We start from the raw sequence: 13,851 nt of genomic DNA, 5'->3' as shown, positions 1-13,851 counted from the left end.
TTCCTGACATCTTGCTGAAGTGAAGGGGTAAAGGGGAAGGCCGAAAGATACCAGAATGGTCAAACTGCAACCCATTCCCCTTTTAAAAACCTTTCCATCTGGGGGCACGTTCTGTTGTTTTCCTGACATCCTTCGTGCCCCCTAAGTTACCCCCATATTCAGCATTCCTTCATGCCCCTTAGGCTCATCTACATATTGTGACTGAATGGTTTTAAGTTTCTTGAGTGCCCCTTTACAAACTCAAAACAACACCAGCCAAAACATCTGAGTGTAAGATATATGTCTTCCAAAAATTTTCATGTGAAAACACTCTGCTGTCGAATAGAAGAAAAATAGAAAAATTTCAGAGCTGTTCAAATCTATCTGCCAGGCGTTTTAAAATACCTGGGAGTGTTGTGTATTCCATTTCCTCCATAGGCAAGCGGTGGGGCTCAAAGGGACCATGTCTGCGCATGTAGTCCGCAATCTCAAGTGCCTTCCTCCTGGCATCATCGAAGGCAACATCATCGAAGAGGTCAACGGGGCCTATTAGCTTTCCATCTCTGTTTATCTGCCATCCCAGCGCTACTACCCTTGGAGGACCATCAAATCTTGATGGGGTTGCATACTTGAGCGGAACCGGGATGATCGGCCCATTGTGGCTTCCGCGCATCCACCCACTGACGAGATGGGGGAATGCAAAAGGCTCAAGAACCTCGCCAAGTGCTGGAAGCCCGCTTTGAGCCCTAACTATTGCAACAGGGTCGTCCTTTCCAACATACTCCCCTGCAATCTCATAGAGTTTCTCCGTGCTTATCACGGCAACTGGTTCGTCCTTTGAAATTCTGTGCCCTTCCTTTGGAAAGACGTGCTTAATCACGTATCTTGATTTTGCACCTATCAGCGCCAGTATGTCGTAGAGCTCCTCCGGGGAGTTTAGTATAACCTTCTTGTGCTCCTTGATATCCCATACCTCAAAGCGGAAGCCCATGTGCATGTGGGGGTCTATCACGAGACCTGCTGTGTTGAATGGATCCCCGAACATTCTAAATATGGGCAGGTTAAATGCTCCGGGCTCGGTCTTGTCCATATGGAATGTAACTATGGGTTCGCTCTTTCTTAGAGTAATCTCCATCTCAGCTATTCCCGGACCCATACCTCTAATGTTTCCACTGAAGGCGTCCTTCAAAAGGTCCTGCCCCGCCCCATAGAGTCCGAGCTCCTTTGCCACTTCAGTGGCTTCTTTAAAGGTATCCCACGCCAGACCATGTATCTCCTCACTGTCCACTCCCTTGGTGTGTGTCATTATGAGCTGGAGGTCATCCCCGCAGTAGGTAACATAGAAGTCTATTAGGGTGCCTTTCTCCTTTGCCATGCTTAAAAGCTCCTTTGCCCTCTCCATGAGCGCTGGATGAACTTTGTGATGTCCGGGCCATCCACCAACGTCCGCTTTTATAACGCTCACAGTTATCTTCTTCCCAACATACATGTCTATCACCAATCTTACGTATAATTTCAAGTTTATAAAATTTTACCATTGAAAAATATATCACCGAGAATGACACAAAATTAGAGCCGCCCGCACATCATGAATCCGTCTTCATCCACCTAAACTCCATCACTGCCATTATCACAAACTCCGCAAAGCTTATAAATGCCCTACAGCTATGTGATAATGGCTTGGGGGCATGGTGTAGCCTGGTCTATCATCGCGGGCTCCAGAGGCCATGAGGAGAAGCGGGTTTGCTGACTCGGGGATGAACTTCTGGAGCCCCGAGCGGCTGGAGAAACCCGCGGACCGGGGTTCAAATCCCCGTGCCCCCACCACCCCGCTATAACTTCTAACCGTAAATTTCAAAAAGAGAATAGAGGCTCATTCTTCCTCGCTTCATCATCTTTCAGAAAGGAGAACGCCAATCATCGCCTAAACATCCTCTTTTACAGTTACAAATGAGACCATGGTCACCGTTTGCCCTATCCCCTTAATCTCCCTAAGTTTATCGACGACAATTTTTCCAATGTCCTCTGCCGATGGCGCCCTAACCTTTATCAGAAGATCCCACTCTCCGGCAATTATGTGAACTTCGTAAATCCATTCAAGCTGGGATATTCTCTCGGCAACTTCCCTTTGTGTTAATCCTGCCGCAGGATCATATCTGGCGAGTATAAATGCGGTTGTCCCCAGATTGAGCTTTTTATAATTCGGCTTTATGGTGAACTTCTCAATAATACCTTCCTCTAAAAGCTTCTTAATACGATAGTGGACAGTAGTTCTGGGTATCCCCAGTTTCTTACTCAAAGAGGCTATATTTTCCCTGGAATTCTGCTTGAGTTCTTCAAGCAGTCTTACATCGATTTTGTCCAAGACATCCACCATCCTCTTCCCCTCTAACTTTAATTGACACATCTCCAATATAAACATATCGAAATTGGATATTTATTCATTCTGCAAATTCTCTTTTAGCCAATTTGAAAATGCCTTTAAGGCCCTTCCCCTGTGGGATATTTTATTCTTTTCTTCTATTGTCATTTGGGCAAAAGTTCTGGAAAAACCATGGGGTATGAATATCGGGTCAAAACCAAAACCACCCTCCCCCCTCTTCTCGTAGCCTATGCTGCCTTTAACAATGCCCCTAAATATGTGAATCTCTCCATCATAATACCCGATAACGCTTTTGAAGTACGCATCCCTGTAATCCACTCCCTCCATAAGCTTTAGCAACCCCTTATTTCCGAGCCTCTTGAAAACATAAGCCGAATAGACACCGGGGAATCCTCCAAATGCCTCCACAAAAAGACCTGAGTCATCTATAAAAAAAGGTGTATCAATTTTATCCCTCAACCATTCGAGCCCGAATCTGACAACTTCCTCGAGATCATCCGCCTGTATCTCAGGGTAATCCACTCTCCTCCTTATGAGCTCCACTCCAAGGGGAGACAAATAACGTTTGGCCTCCTTGAACTTGCCCTTATTTGAAGTTATAAACAGGACCCGCATTCAACCACCTCAAAAAATATGAAATCAGTCAATGGTATAACCAATCCTCTCAACCAGCTCTCTCCTCTCCTTCTTCTGCTCTTCCGTCTCTATAGTGTTGGCCGCTTTTCCATCCACAATCCCTAAAACGGCTCTCCCAAGCTCTGTCTCGGCAACTATAACTTGTAATGGGTTTTCGCTTGCTCCATATACCGTTGCAACTGCAGGGTGCAATTTAATCGTGTTCAACACGTTTATCGGGAACGCCTTCCTCATAAGAACCACAAAGACATGACCTCCCCCAATTGCCAGCGCATTTTTTGCTGCAAGCTGCTCCAGCTCTTTATCATTTCCGGTAAATCTTGTCAATTGTGGCTTCGCTTCATTCATGGCTATGCCAAACTTTATCCCTGGAACGGTTGTTAAAAGAGCCTTTGCTAAATCATCGACCGTAAATATGGAAAAATTCCCCTGCCCAATTATGCATTCGACTCCTTCGGGCTTTTCAATGTCAACCACTTCAATCTTGACCATCCAACACCACCAAAAAAATAATATATATCCAACCGATAAAACGTTTTCTGTGAGGTGGAATGGAGCACAATTTGCCCCAAATAAACTATGATGAAATTGATTTTTTGGTTAATCTCCTAGAAAAATATCCGAGGGAAAGTCTGAGGAAGATATCCGAACTGGAGGGAATCGAATATTTTAAGCTGAAGAGGCTGTATGATAAGTACTATGGAGAAGACAAGTTTGTCCAAGTGAATGCTATCTTAAACATATCCAAGCTCGGACTGAAGAGCTTCGTTGCCTTTTTGGACATACCGAGAGATGAACTCAGAAGCAGGGCACTTGAAATACTAAAAAACCCCTTCTGCAACTATCTAAACGCATCCTTTGGATTCAGGATGGGGCTCTATGTCCTCTATCATGTGCCCGTGGGGCAGGAAAAATATTTGGATGAACTTTTATCGAAGTATACAGACAGTTATGAATATTATGAAGTGAGGGCATACCCCAAGAGAAACACGAAATTTGGAAAATGGAATTTGAGCTATGATTATGCCATCCTGATAGACATCCTGAAAAACGATGCCCGAACCAGTATATCAAAAATCGCCCAAATCCTAGGAAAAAGACGACCAACAATTGATTATATGATAGAAAGACTGGAAAAACTTGAAATAATCCTGGGCTACATTGCAATTCGGGACGATTACGCTTATAGTCGCTCTCTGGTCGGAATAGCCGATGAACTGGATGAGGAAGTTGTAAAAGAGTGGGAGAATAAATATGACTTTCGCATTGGGGTCATCATCCCGAAGGGATATCTGATAGAGTGGTACTTCCCCCCTCACGAGGATATGAGCCTGAAAATACTTGAGCTCGGGAAGTATGTCAAAAAATACTCCGTGGAATATCTGGACATGCTGAGAGACATCAATCGCATGGGCCCCTTTTCTCAGAGGGTCAGAAAGGATGGAAAAGGATACAAGTCAATCCTAGAGTTCTAAAGGACAGTATTCAAGACCAAATAAATCCCCCGTAGCCTGATATTCCAGTGCCCTGCAGTCATGACAAACGTATTTGAAGGGACATTTTGAACAGCCTTCAACCATATCTTTTGTGAGCCTCCAGAAATTTTTCAAACGAGTCTTTCTCAATAGGGCTCTAATCCCCTCCTTTTTTGCATCCCCAACTATGAACTTCCTCATTAATGGACATATCAATGCGTATCCATCTGCAGCTATTGTCAGAGTCCCCGAAAGACATGGACTGTACTTTATAGAGGTTGGATTATCTATTCTCTTGAGCTCTATTGGGTTCAATTTAAGTCCCATAAGGGTTCTGGGATATATGATATCTATGTAGACATCGAATGGAAATCTCACACCCCTCCTTAAGATCTCTTCATAATCCTTCTGCTCCATCAGCAACAGCGCAGAGTGCATATAATCCAGAGCCTCAAGTCGCTTTAGGTTCTCATCATTGTAGTCTGCCTCAACTACTATGTTCACCCCTTCCATGGGAGGCACTTTGTTCATGTCCTCAATCCTAACCACCATATAGATGTCTTCAATCCCAAGGGAAGAGGCGTACGCTGCAAGTCTAATAAGTAAGTCCAAGTCATCATAGTTTGTTAAATAAAGCTCATCTGCACTGGTTTTCGAAAATTCGTGGATAAGCTTTTTGAATCTTTCCTCATCCATGGGCTCCCTTCGAAGGAAAAACCTGTTATTTCCGATACACCCAATTGACCTCCTTATCCCTTCGAGTTCCGAGAAATTCCCTTTCCCCCTGCCAATCTGAAGTATAAGCCTCTCCAGCTTACCTCTATGCTCTCGATTCACCCACGGCGGTTTTGCTACGGATATTATCCTGCTCTCTTCAAAAAGTTGATCAACAACACCGGTGACCTCCACATTCTCCACACCGTACCACCGAAATAGCTAATGTAAAAAATCATATATTAACTTTTTCTATGCATATTTTGAATACCATTAATAGTAGTATGCAAAAAATGCATAGTAAACAATAATGTTTAACAATTCCAAGGGGATTATTTTGAAATGCTCTCCTCATACTGAAGGAGTAAGGCTCCAAAAATTATCAGGGATGCACCAAAAATCTGCCTCATACTTAAAACCTCATGAAAAATCAAGTATGCGAGAATTAAAGCCACAACTGGCTCCACAGTTGCCACTATGGATGCTCTGCTCGCTTCTATATCCTGAAGGGCATGATTGTACATTAAATAAGCCAAAAATGTTGGAAACACCCCCAAAGCCACCAGATATGGAATCGCCCCCATGGGAATGCTGAATTTTGTAAAGGGCAGTAAAAACAGAGTCCCAAAGCCAAGGGTGTACATTAAAGCTTCTCCAGGGCTCTCCTCCCTCACAGCGATTTTTCCGAGGATGCCGTATAGAGCATAAGTGAACCCCGAGAGCAAGCCCAAGATGATCCCCACAATGTTTACACTGCCGTTGAGCTCCGTTACGAAGAGAACCCCAACGAGAACCATTCCAAGAGATGCTAATTTCATTGGGGTTATTCTTTCCTTAAAGATTAGATACCCCATTATTGTTGAATATATGGGGGCGGTATAAAGCAGCAAAACAGCTAAAGAGACAGATGAAAGCTTAACCGCATAAAAATACAGCACATAGAAAAGGAAGACGCTGAAAAAACCATAAAATGCATAGAACTTAAGTTTATCCTTTTTGAGGTTCAGGTCATCCCTGAAGTTATTGTAAAGCAGGAGAAGGAAGAATGCCGTGGAAGCCCTAAAAAAGACTATTGTAAATGGGTCTAAATTATATCCATAGAGCAGTTTAGCAAATATTCCCAATGTACCCCACATGCTGGCGGCAAGGAATACTAAAGCATAACCTTTCCTCAAGCTCCCACCTCAGGACCTACTGGCAACCTTCTCTTGTGTTCGCTCCTCTTTATTAGCTTTTCCACGTGCTTCACCTGGTTAATGGGGACATTAAGCTTTTCGGCAATTTCCTCCCCGGACATTCCCAAATCAACTAAATGATATAGGATTTCATCCAGAAGCCTGTAGCTTATTCCAAGCTCATCTTCGTCGGTTTGTCCTTCCCAGAGGCCCGCACTCGGCTTTTTATTCACAATTTGCGGTGGAACTCCCACAAGTCTAGCTATTTCCCAGACTTCTGTTTTATACATGTTTATCAATGGAGCGTAGTCGCTGGCACCATCCCCCCATTTTGTAAAATAGCCAACCAAAAACTCGCTCCGGTTGCTTGTTCCCAAAACAAGCATGTTGTTTGCATTTGCGTGAGCGTAAAGGATCATCATCCTGCTCCTCGCCATCAAGTTCCCTCTCGCTGTGCTGTCCAGTTCAAAGCCCAGAGCCTCCTCAAAAGCATCGATTATCGGTTTTATGGGAATTATTTTGTACTTTATGCCCAGGCTCTCGCAAACCAGCCGGGCATCCTCCAAGTCCCTGTTTTCATAATAGGGCATTATGAGTCCAAGGACTTTCTCCCTTCCTAGAGCTTTTGCACTTAAGAATGCCACAGTTGCGCTGTCAACCCCTCCGCTGATGCCAATGACGACACCATTTACATTGGCTTCCTCAACTTTCTCCCGGATAAAAGCCATGAGCCCCTCTACAACTTCAGCATAGTTCAGATCTCTCATCTCTTACCACCCCTCAAATCCCGAAGGAACCGCATATACCCCGAAAAAGTCAACACGGTACCAATGATCATCAATAGAAATGCAACATATCCAAGATAGGGATAGGAATAAACCTGAGCCCTAGCATAAAAGCGATAGTCAACATTTCCATGGATTATGCTGATGCTCGTTACATATCCGGGAATCGTTAAATTCCCTTCAAAGGATGCAGCTTCTGGTGAGGAATCTATAGAATATAATACGGTCGCATTCTTGGAGTTGAGAATTAGGTTGGCTTCTATTATCCTGTTGTAGGCATAGGGAATATAAAAATCCTTATTATCCCCCTCCTTCAGCACCCCCGACTCCTCGTAGATTTGGGGGGTAGTGTAACTGGCTCCAAGCGCCAGGATTATAGCGAGAAGGAGAAGAAGGAGTCCATACTTAAAGGCACTGTATCCAAAGGGAGTGCTCTTCATCATCTCACCACCATGAAAAGAACCTCAAGAAAGTTTAAATGTTTTATGAAAGAAAAGAAAATTAAATCTTTCCAGCTAAGTGGCACTCCACCCAGTGGCCATGCTCATATTCGATTAGCTGTGGGTGTTTTACATCGCACAGCCCTTTCTCCATGTAGATGCATCTCGGATGGAAGCGACACCCAGGAGGAATATTCGCTGCATTTGGAACCTCACCTTTAATTGGAAGCTCTTTAATAATTTCCCTTCTCTCCGGAATCGGCTCTGGAACCGCAGCTAGGAGTGCTCTTGTATACGGATGTATTGGGTTGTCTATGACCACCTTGGCGGGACCCATCTCCACGATTCTACCCAAATACATGATTGCCATGTAGTCCGCGAAGTACCTCGCCGTGGACATGTCGTGTGTAATGTAGAGGTAAGTAACACTCATTTTTTCTTTTAGTTCTTTCATAAGCTCAAGGATCTCTGCTCTAATTGAAACATCGAGCATCGAAACGGGCTCATCTGCCACTATGAAAGTTGGATTGAGAATCAAAGACCTAGCTATGGCCACACGCTGCCTCTGACCACCGCTGAGCTGGTGAGGAAATCTACCCACATAATCCTCTGGAGGTGTGATTCTTACCATCTCAAGAGCTTTATGAATTATTTCCTCTCTTTCGGCTCTTGTTTCACCGATTCCATGGATTAAAAGCGGTTCTTCAAGGACGTCATATATTCTGAATCTCGGATTCATAGATGAGAATGGGTCTTGGAATATCATTTGTACTTTTCTCCTGTAGTCTCTGATCTCTTCTTGGGTTTTCAGTTCTGTAACATCTTGTCCCTCTAAGTAAATGCTGCCATCTGTAGGCTCCAATAGCTTCATGATAAGCTTTCCTGTTGTGGATTTACCACACCCGCTCTCTCCGACTAGTGCAAAGACTTCTTGCTTTCGGATTTCAAAGTTTATGCCATCTACAGCTCTAACTACCCTCTCCGGATGTCCTGTAAGTGCCTCAAATAATCCTCTCTTAATGGGGAAGTACTTTTTCAACTTTTCAACTTTAAGTACAGGCTCGCTCATCTCTCATCCCTCACAGCAACCAGCATGCAGCATAGTGATCCTTATCAACTTCCTTTAACTCCGGTATCTGCTCCCTGCAAACTTCCATGGCGTATGGACATCTCGGGTGGAACCTGCATCCTGTTGGCGGCGTAATCAAGTTCGGTGGCTGTCCTGGAATGAACTCAAGCCTTTCCACATCCTCATGAAGCCTTGGAATTGCTGCCAAGAGTTTTTGAGTGTAGGGGTGGGCCGGCTCATAGTACACCTTTTTGCTATCCCCAAGCTCCACTATCTTTCCCGCATACATTATCGCTATTCTATCGCTTATTTCCGCTAAAATGCTCAGATCATGTGTGATGAATATCATGGAAAGTCCAAGCTCCTTCTTAAGCTTCTTCATTAGGTTTATGATCTGTGCCTGAACCACGACATCAAGGGCTGTTGTCGGCTCATCGGCAATGACGAGTTCGGGTTCCAAGAGAAGTGCCATGGCTATTATCACACGCTGCTTCATACCACCGCTGAGCTCATGGGGATATCTGTAGACAATGTCCGGTGCCAGACCAACCAGCTCAAGGTATTTTTGAGCTTTATCCAGCGCTTCCTCCCTATCCATGCCCATGTGATAGAGCAAAGGCTCTATCATCTGATATCCTACCGTATAAACCGGATTTAGGGCATTCATTGCACCTTGGAATATCATCGCTATTTTCTGCCATCTTATCTCCTTCCTGAGCACATCCTCCGGAAGTCCAACCAGCTCCCTTCCCTCCATCTTAATACTTCCGCCCACGATCTTCCCCGGTGGTGTTGGCATTCCCATTAAAGTGAAACCTAGGGAGGACTTGCCACATCCACTCTCACCGGCAAGTCCAAGCACTTCTCCCTTCTTTATGTTAAATGTTAAATCGTCGACTGCCTTAACTACACCTCTCGATGCAAAGTAATACATCTTAAGGTTCTTAACCTCGAGGATGTTCTTTGTCATCTTCACAACCTCCTGAGTCTTGGATTTAGTACTCTATCCAACGCTGTACCGAGCAACACGAATGTCAAACCTACCAAAGCTATTGCCAGTCCCGGTGGAATGACCCACCACCAGTACCCATTGACCGCAGCACCTGCTACCTGAGCATCGTGAAGTATTTGTCCCCATGTTACCTTCGTGGGATCTCCCAGGCCAAGGAAACTTAATGAAGCCTCTGAAAGAACAGCACTTGGAACACTCAATGCCATTTGAGCGAATGCATATGGGAGGAGCTGTGGAACCATATGTCTAAAGATGATCCTTCCCGTTCCAGCACCCAATGCTCTCGCCGCTTCAACGTACACCTGTTCCTTAATCTGCAGTGCCATACTCCTCGCAACTTTGGCTATGCCAACCCACCCAAACAGCACCAGCAGGAACACTATTTGCCAGAGCTCTATATGTCCTCCGAAGTAGGATCCCAAGAGTATCAATATTGGTAGACTTGGAATTGAAGCCACAAACTCGTTAATCCTCTGCATAAACTCATCTGTCCAGCCACCTAGATAGGCACTTGTAACCCCATAGAATATACCTATGAGAACACTTAGGACTGAAATTGATATGCCTATTGTAAGTGAAACTCTTGAACCCCAGATGAGACCAGCTAAGAGGTCTCTTCCTTTGTAATCGGTTCCCAGCCACCCATAGCTTCTACCGTTAAAGATTACCTCCGTGTTATCCACTGAGACATTAATACCTTCCGGAATCCTGACATTTATTATGACTTTATAATCCCCCTTCAAGCTTTTTGGGCGGTCGAGCATATCCGGTGAAATTTTAGCAAAGAGAACTTTCATGCTGTCCAGTGTTGCCAGGTACTCGAATTCCTTTTGAGGTGTCAGCTGTACTCCAGTCTTCTCCTTTACCCAGTTAATGGTGGCTCTCCTAACAGCGTCGGACCTTCCAAGCTGAAGTGTAGTTGCTCCTTTAATCTTATAGCCACTTAGGATGGTTATCTGCTCCCCGTCGGGCCTGACGATGATCACATCCATTTTGGGAGTTCTCCGTGGATTGGGCGAGGTACCTGTGATATTTTTGATAACTATATCCTGGGGAGGAACATCGTATATGTTCTTATAGGGGATTTCAATTTTGAAGCCTTCATCCGTCTTTACCATGTACTGCTTGAGCTGATCACTTGTGAATATCTCGTGAACTGCCAGAGTCTGACTTGAAAATGCGTTTACCCATTTGGGGGGCACATTCTTTGGATAGTCAATCCAGTAATTTTGCCATGTGCTGGGAATATCCGGAGAGGTTATCAAAGGAGCCGCAAGTGCTATGCCTATCCAGAAGATTAGGAGCACTATTGCAAGCAATCCTGTTTTTTGCTTCTTAAAGTCAAACCAAAAGTTTGAAACTGAATCTTTAAAATCACTCCACCTCATTCCTCTCACCTCAGACCTGCGCTGATGCACCCACCTTAACTCTCGGGTCAAGGAATCCATAGGCAACGTCCGCTATGATAACTCCCGCAAGGTACAGGGCAACGTTCATAAACGTGAGACCCATGATCAGGTTAATCTCATTTGTTTGGAGTGCAATCCAGTAAACCCTGCCCATTCCTGGCCAGTTGAAAACGCTCTCCGTGATAATAGCACCACCCATTGAGTTCAACAGGGCGAATATCGTCATTGTAACTATTGGTGGGGCTGCCGCACGGAGGGCATGTCCATAGATAACCTTTCTCTCGGGGACACCCTTCGCCCTTGCCGCCATTATGAAATCCTCCTGCATCGTACCGATCATAATGTTTCTCGTTGTCCATGCCCATCCTCCAAAGGAGACTGTAACGATGGTGAGTACCGGAAGAACCATACGCTTCATGTAGTCAAGTATATGAGCGGTTCCGGTCAAATTGGGGTCGGGTATTGAATTGGAGGGGAACAGTCCGAGCTTGAATGAGAACACGAGGAGCATTATCATCCCGAACCACCACATCGGGATACTGCTCATAACCATGGCTATTACTGAGAGCCCTCTATCGAATGCACTCCCCACGAGCTGTGCCGCTTTAACGCCAAGCAAAATTCCTATGAGGATTATTATTATCTGAGCTGTTGTGAAGAGAAGCACCGTTCTCGGAAGAGCTTTTGAAATTATTCCTTTAACATTTCTCTCAGTCCCAAATATTGGACTTTTTGTATTTCCAAAATCCAGCGTTAGTGTTCTTTTGGCATAATAAAATACCCTCCAAGAGTAGGATTTATCCAAGTGATACTGATGCCTGTAGAATTTTATTCTCTCCGCTCTCCACTCATCGGGATTTTCGGGGGCATGCCCCTGCCTCTGAAGCGCTTGAAGCTCTCCGTTGACCCTCTCTTGTATGGTGTTCGTTAAGTCCTGTTCCGCCACTTTAACAAACAGTGCCGAAACGAGTATAGTAACCAATGCCAGAACCACGAGGGCATTTAAAAATCTGATAATTAGGTATTTTCCAAACCCCATGTAATTCCCTCCCGCAACTCTGTTAAGCTTCAAAGTTCATTTTTGAACATTATCTTTTTCAGCTTTGTAAAACTTGGTTTATATATCTTACTTAAGATGAGCATCTAAACGGTAAACCCGAAGAAACTAGAAGAGCAAACCTCTACTATAACAGTTATACACTTTGAGAATGGCAAAAGATAAAGATAATAGAAAGAAACGAAAAGTCCAATCACTTTCTCTTCTTTCTGAGTGCCAAGAGCGGAAGCAATGCAAATCCGAGGATTGCTGCTGGTCCGCAGACTCCTCCGCCGGCGGCTGTCTGGGTTGTTGTTTCGGTTACTGTCTGGGTAACCGTCTGGGTAACTGTAACTGTCTGTCCTGCTTGTGATGTTGTGGTCTGGGTGGTTGTGGTTGAGGTTGTCGGAGCGGCACCTTTTGTTGCGCTCCTGAGCATCCAGTTGGATGCGAGACCAACTACAGGATCAACTAGACCGAACTTAACCCTCTTATTTACGGCATAGAAGTTCCAGTTCTCTGCAGTGAAAACTCTAAAGCTCTCATATAGACCAATTGCAAGTCCAAGTCTGTTGAAGTCCCAGTACTTGGCTTCGGTATCCATCTTGACACCGTTGTGCTCACCGGTGTAGATTGCCAAGGAGAAGTCATCCGCCGTCCAGTCAAGCAATGGCTTGATCTTCTCACCCGTGTTGTAGTAGTCGAGGTTAAGCATCTTTAATCCTGCACCTATATCGCCATCACCGAGGAACCTTAATACTTCCTCAAGGGTTGCCCTCTTTGTGTTCTCTGGGCTCCACTTCCATCCAACTGGGCCCGGTGCGTAGAGCAAGCTTGAATAGTACTGGAATATCCTGAAGAGTGAATACTTAACGTTGCTTGAGGATGCCCAACCTTCGGTGTAGAAGTTCCATCCATACCCGCTCGGATCCTTTAGGTAAACGATTCCTGAAGCTGTTCTCCTATCCACAATCTTCACATCAACCGTGAAACCTGCCTTTTCAAGCACTTGCCCTATGTATTGAGCCTCATCCTTCCTCTCATCCTCGCTTCTACCAATTCCAACGATCTTGACGGGCTCTCCATCAAAGTACCACTTTCCATCCTTCTTCTCCAATGTGTGACCTGACTTGGCAACTTCCTTAGCTGCCTCCTGCATTCCTTCATCTATGAGCTGGAGAGCATAATTCTCATCACCTTGGGCATCAATACCAAAGGCATCAACCACTGACTGCATGTATTTGCTACCTGCTTCTCCTGAAACCCATGGTGTGAACATTGGGCCACCAGAACCCTGGAGGATGTTCTGGACCATAAAGTTCCTGTTAATCAAGTATTGTAAGGCAAACCTAACCTTTCTAACGGCGAATGGGTTGAAGTACTTCTTATCACCAACTGTAATTATGTACGGGTTGTCCTTATCATGGGATGGGTTCCAAACCATATCCCAGAAGACACCAATGCTCTTGTAGAGGTCTATATTGGCCCTCTGCTCATCGCTTAATCCCGAGAATCTGTATGCCGGGAAGTCGTACCAGAGAATGTCATAATTTCCCTTAGCAACCTCCAAAATGGCCGTATCTTGGTTTTGGAGACCATAAATCTCGATTGTTTCGAAGGGTGGGTTGACCTGGTACTCGGGCTCTGCAAATTCTGGAACCGTCCACTTATCAAATTTCTTTAGCCTGACATAGAGGTTCTCAGGCTTGTAAACGTCCACATAGTACGGACCTGTCCC

At 44.9% G+C, this 13,851-nt stretch carries 14 protein-coding genes and 1 tRNA gene; 2 read left to right on the top strand and 13 right to left on the bottom strand.

The features are described 5' to 3' along the window. Positions 1 to 343: 343 nt before the first annotated feature. On the bottom strand, positions 344 to 1,468 hold the full coding sequence (gene fbp, locus ACXJGZ_RS03735; RefSeq protein WP_293254242.1) for a fructose-1,6-bisphosphate aldolase/phosphatase: 1,125 nt from the start codon (positions 1,466 to 1,468) through the stop codon (positions 344 to 346). A 193-nt stretch (positions 1,469 to 1,661) separates the two neighbouring features. On the opposite strand from fbp, the gene ACXJGZ_RS03730 reads away from it, so the two are divergent. Beyond that, positions 1,662 to 1,806: transfer RNA gene (locus ACXJGZ_RS03730), tRNA-Trp, on the top strand. Positions 1,807 to 1,903: 97 nt separating this feature from the next. Here the strand turns inward: ACXJGZ_RS03730 and ACXJGZ_RS03725 are convergent. Genes ACXJGZ_RS03725 through ACXJGZ_RS03715 form a run of 3 tightly spaced genes read right to left on the bottom strand, consistent with a single transcriptional unit; the run spans position 1,904 to position 3,490 of the window. Beyond that, on the bottom strand, positions 1,904 to 2,356 hold the full coding sequence (locus tag ACXJGZ_RS03725) for an Lrp/AsnC family transcriptional regulator (protein ID WP_293254221.1): 453 nt from the start codon (positions 2,354 to 2,356) through the stop codon (positions 1,904 to 1,906). Between the two features lie 60 nt (positions 2,357 to 2,416). Then, positions 2,417 to 2,977 carry an XTP/dITP diphosphatase gene (locus tag ACXJGZ_RS03720; protein ID WP_293254220.1) on the bottom strand — a complete coding sequence of 187 codons (561 nt, stop codon included), beginning with the start codon at positions 2,975 to 2,977 and terminating at the stop codon, positions 2,417 to 2,419. Positions 2,978 to 3,001: 24 nt separating this feature from the next. After that, positions 3,002 to 3,490 carry an adenosine-specific kinase gene (locus ACXJGZ_RS03715; RefSeq protein WP_456321826.1) on the bottom strand — a complete coding sequence of 163 codons (489 nt, stop codon included), beginning with the start codon at positions 3,488 to 3,490 and terminating at the stop codon, positions 3,002 to 3,004. Between the two features lie 59 nt (positions 3,491 to 3,549). Here ACXJGZ_RS03715 and ACXJGZ_RS03710 point away from each other — a divergent pair, with 59 nt between their 5' ends. After that, complete coding sequence (locus tag ACXJGZ_RS03710) at positions 3,550 to 4,473, top strand: Lrp/AsnC family transcriptional regulator (RefSeq protein ID WP_456398327.1); 924 nt, start codon at positions 3,550 to 3,552, stop codon at positions 4,471 to 4,473. On the opposite strand, the gene ACXJGZ_RS03705 is transcribed toward ACXJGZ_RS03710, so the two are convergent. The 9 genes from ACXJGZ_RS03705 to ACXJGZ_RS03665 form a co-directional block, all read right to left on the bottom strand. Beyond that, positions 4,462 to 5,391, bottom strand: a complete 930-nt coding sequence (locus ACXJGZ_RS03705) for an SPASM domain-containing protein (RefSeq protein WP_456398326.1) — start codon at positions 5,389 to 5,391, stop codon at positions 4,462 to 4,464. The two genes, ACXJGZ_RS03710 and ACXJGZ_RS03705, sit on opposite strands and share 12 nt — an antisense overlap. A gap of 128 nt (positions 5,392 to 5,519) precedes the next feature. Next, positions 5,520 to 6,362, bottom strand: coding sequence for a DMT family transporter (locus ACXJGZ_RS03700; RefSeq protein WP_456398325.1), 843 nt, complete (start codon positions 6,360 to 6,362; stop codon positions 5,520 to 5,522). Continuing rightward, entirely contained in the window at positions 6,359 to 7,129 is a 771-nt protein-coding gene (locus tag ACXJGZ_RS03695; RefSeq protein ID WP_456321830.1) for an NAD+ synthase, read from the bottom strand. Before ACXJGZ_RS03695 ends, ACXJGZ_RS03700 begins: the two co-directional genes overlap by 4 nt. Next, on the bottom strand, positions 7,126 to 7,590 hold the full coding sequence (locus ACXJGZ_RS03690) for a hypothetical protein (RefSeq protein ID WP_456398324.1): 465 nt from the start codon (positions 7,588 to 7,590) through the stop codon (positions 7,126 to 7,128). The genes ACXJGZ_RS03695 and ACXJGZ_RS03690 overlap by 4 nt, the downstream gene beginning before the upstream one ends. Positions 7,591 to 7,648: 58 nt before the next feature. Next, positions 7,649 to 8,656, bottom strand: coding sequence for an ABC transporter ATP-binding protein (locus tag ACXJGZ_RS03685; protein WP_456321832.1), 1,008 nt, complete (start codon positions 8,654 to 8,656; stop codon positions 7,649 to 7,651). A 10-nt stretch (positions 8,657 to 8,666) separates the two neighbouring features. Beyond that, positions 8,667 to 9,626 carry an ABC transporter ATP-binding protein gene (locus tag ACXJGZ_RS03680; RefSeq protein ID WP_456321833.1) on the bottom strand — a complete coding sequence of 320 codons (960 nt, stop codon included), beginning with the start codon at positions 9,624 to 9,626 and terminating at the stop codon, positions 8,667 to 8,669. Between the two features lie 2 nt (positions 9,627 to 9,628). After that, the gene (locus tag ACXJGZ_RS03675) at positions 9,629 to 11,056 is read right to left on the bottom strand and encodes an ABC transporter permease (protein WP_456321834.1); all 1,428 of its coding nucleotides are present in this window, start codon (positions 11,054 to 11,056) and stop codon (positions 9,629 to 9,631) included. Between the two features lie 10 nt (positions 11,057 to 11,066). Then, a complete protein-coding gene (locus ACXJGZ_RS03670) occupies positions 11,067 to 12,116 on the bottom strand; it encodes an ABC transporter permease (protein ID WP_456321843.1) in 1,050 nt (349 codons plus the stop codon). Between the two features lie 211 nt (positions 12,117 to 12,327). Then, on the bottom strand, positions 12,328 to 13,851 hold a 1,524-nt coding region (locus ACXJGZ_RS03665), incomplete at its 5' end, for an ABC transporter substrate-binding protein (RefSeq protein ID WP_456398323.1).

The organism is Palaeococcus sp. (in: euryarchaeotes), from assembly GCF_053987695.1.
This window is presented reverse-complemented; position numbering and strand designations above follow the sequence as displayed.

Excerpts from the sequence above, each read along its gene's own strand:
- ACXJGZ_RS03710 (WP_456398327.1), top strand. The coding sequence starts at position 3,550 with ATGGAGCACAATTTGCCCCAAATAAACTATGATGAAATTGATTTTTTG.
- ACXJGZ_RS03670 (WP_456321843.1), bottom strand. The coding sequence starts at position 12,116 with ATGGGGTTTGGAAAATACCTAATTATCAGATTTTTAAATGCCCTCGTG.
- ACXJGZ_RS03685 (WP_456321832.1), bottom strand. The coding sequence starts at position 8,656 with ATGAGCGAGCCTGTACTTAAAGTTGAAAAGTTGAAAAAGTACTTCCCC.
- ACXJGZ_RS03695 (WP_456321830.1), bottom strand. The coding sequence starts at position 7,129 with ATGAGAGATCTGAACTATGCTGAAGTTGTAGAGGGGCTCATGGCTTTT.
- ACXJGZ_RS03675 (WP_456321834.1), bottom strand. The coding sequence starts at position 11,056 with ATGAGGTGGAGTGATTTTAAAGATTCAGTTTCAAACTTTTGGTTTGAC.
- ACXJGZ_RS03720 (WP_293254220.1), bottom strand. The coding sequence starts at position 2,977 with ATGCGGGTCCTGTTTATAACTTCAAATAAGGGCAAGTTCAAGGAGGCC.
- fbp (WP_293254242.1), bottom strand. The coding sequence starts at position 1,468 with ATGTATGTTGGGAAGAAGATAACTGTGAGCGTTATAAAAGCGGACGTT.
- ACXJGZ_RS03725 (WP_293254221.1), bottom strand. The coding sequence starts at position 2,356 with ATGGTGGATGTCTTGGACAAAATCGATGTAAGACTGCTTGAAGAACTC.
- ACXJGZ_RS03715 (WP_456321826.1), bottom strand. The coding sequence starts at position 3,490 with ATGGTCAAGATTGAAGTGGTTGACATTGAAAAGCCCGAAGGAGTCGAA.
- ACXJGZ_RS03680 (WP_456321833.1), bottom strand. The coding sequence starts at position 9,626 with ATGACAAAGAACATCCTCGAGGTTAAGAACCTTAAGATGTATTACTTT.
- ACXJGZ_RS03690 (WP_456398324.1), bottom strand. The coding sequence starts at position 7,590 with ATGATGAAGAGCACTCCCTTTGGATACAGTGCCTTTAAGTATGGACTC.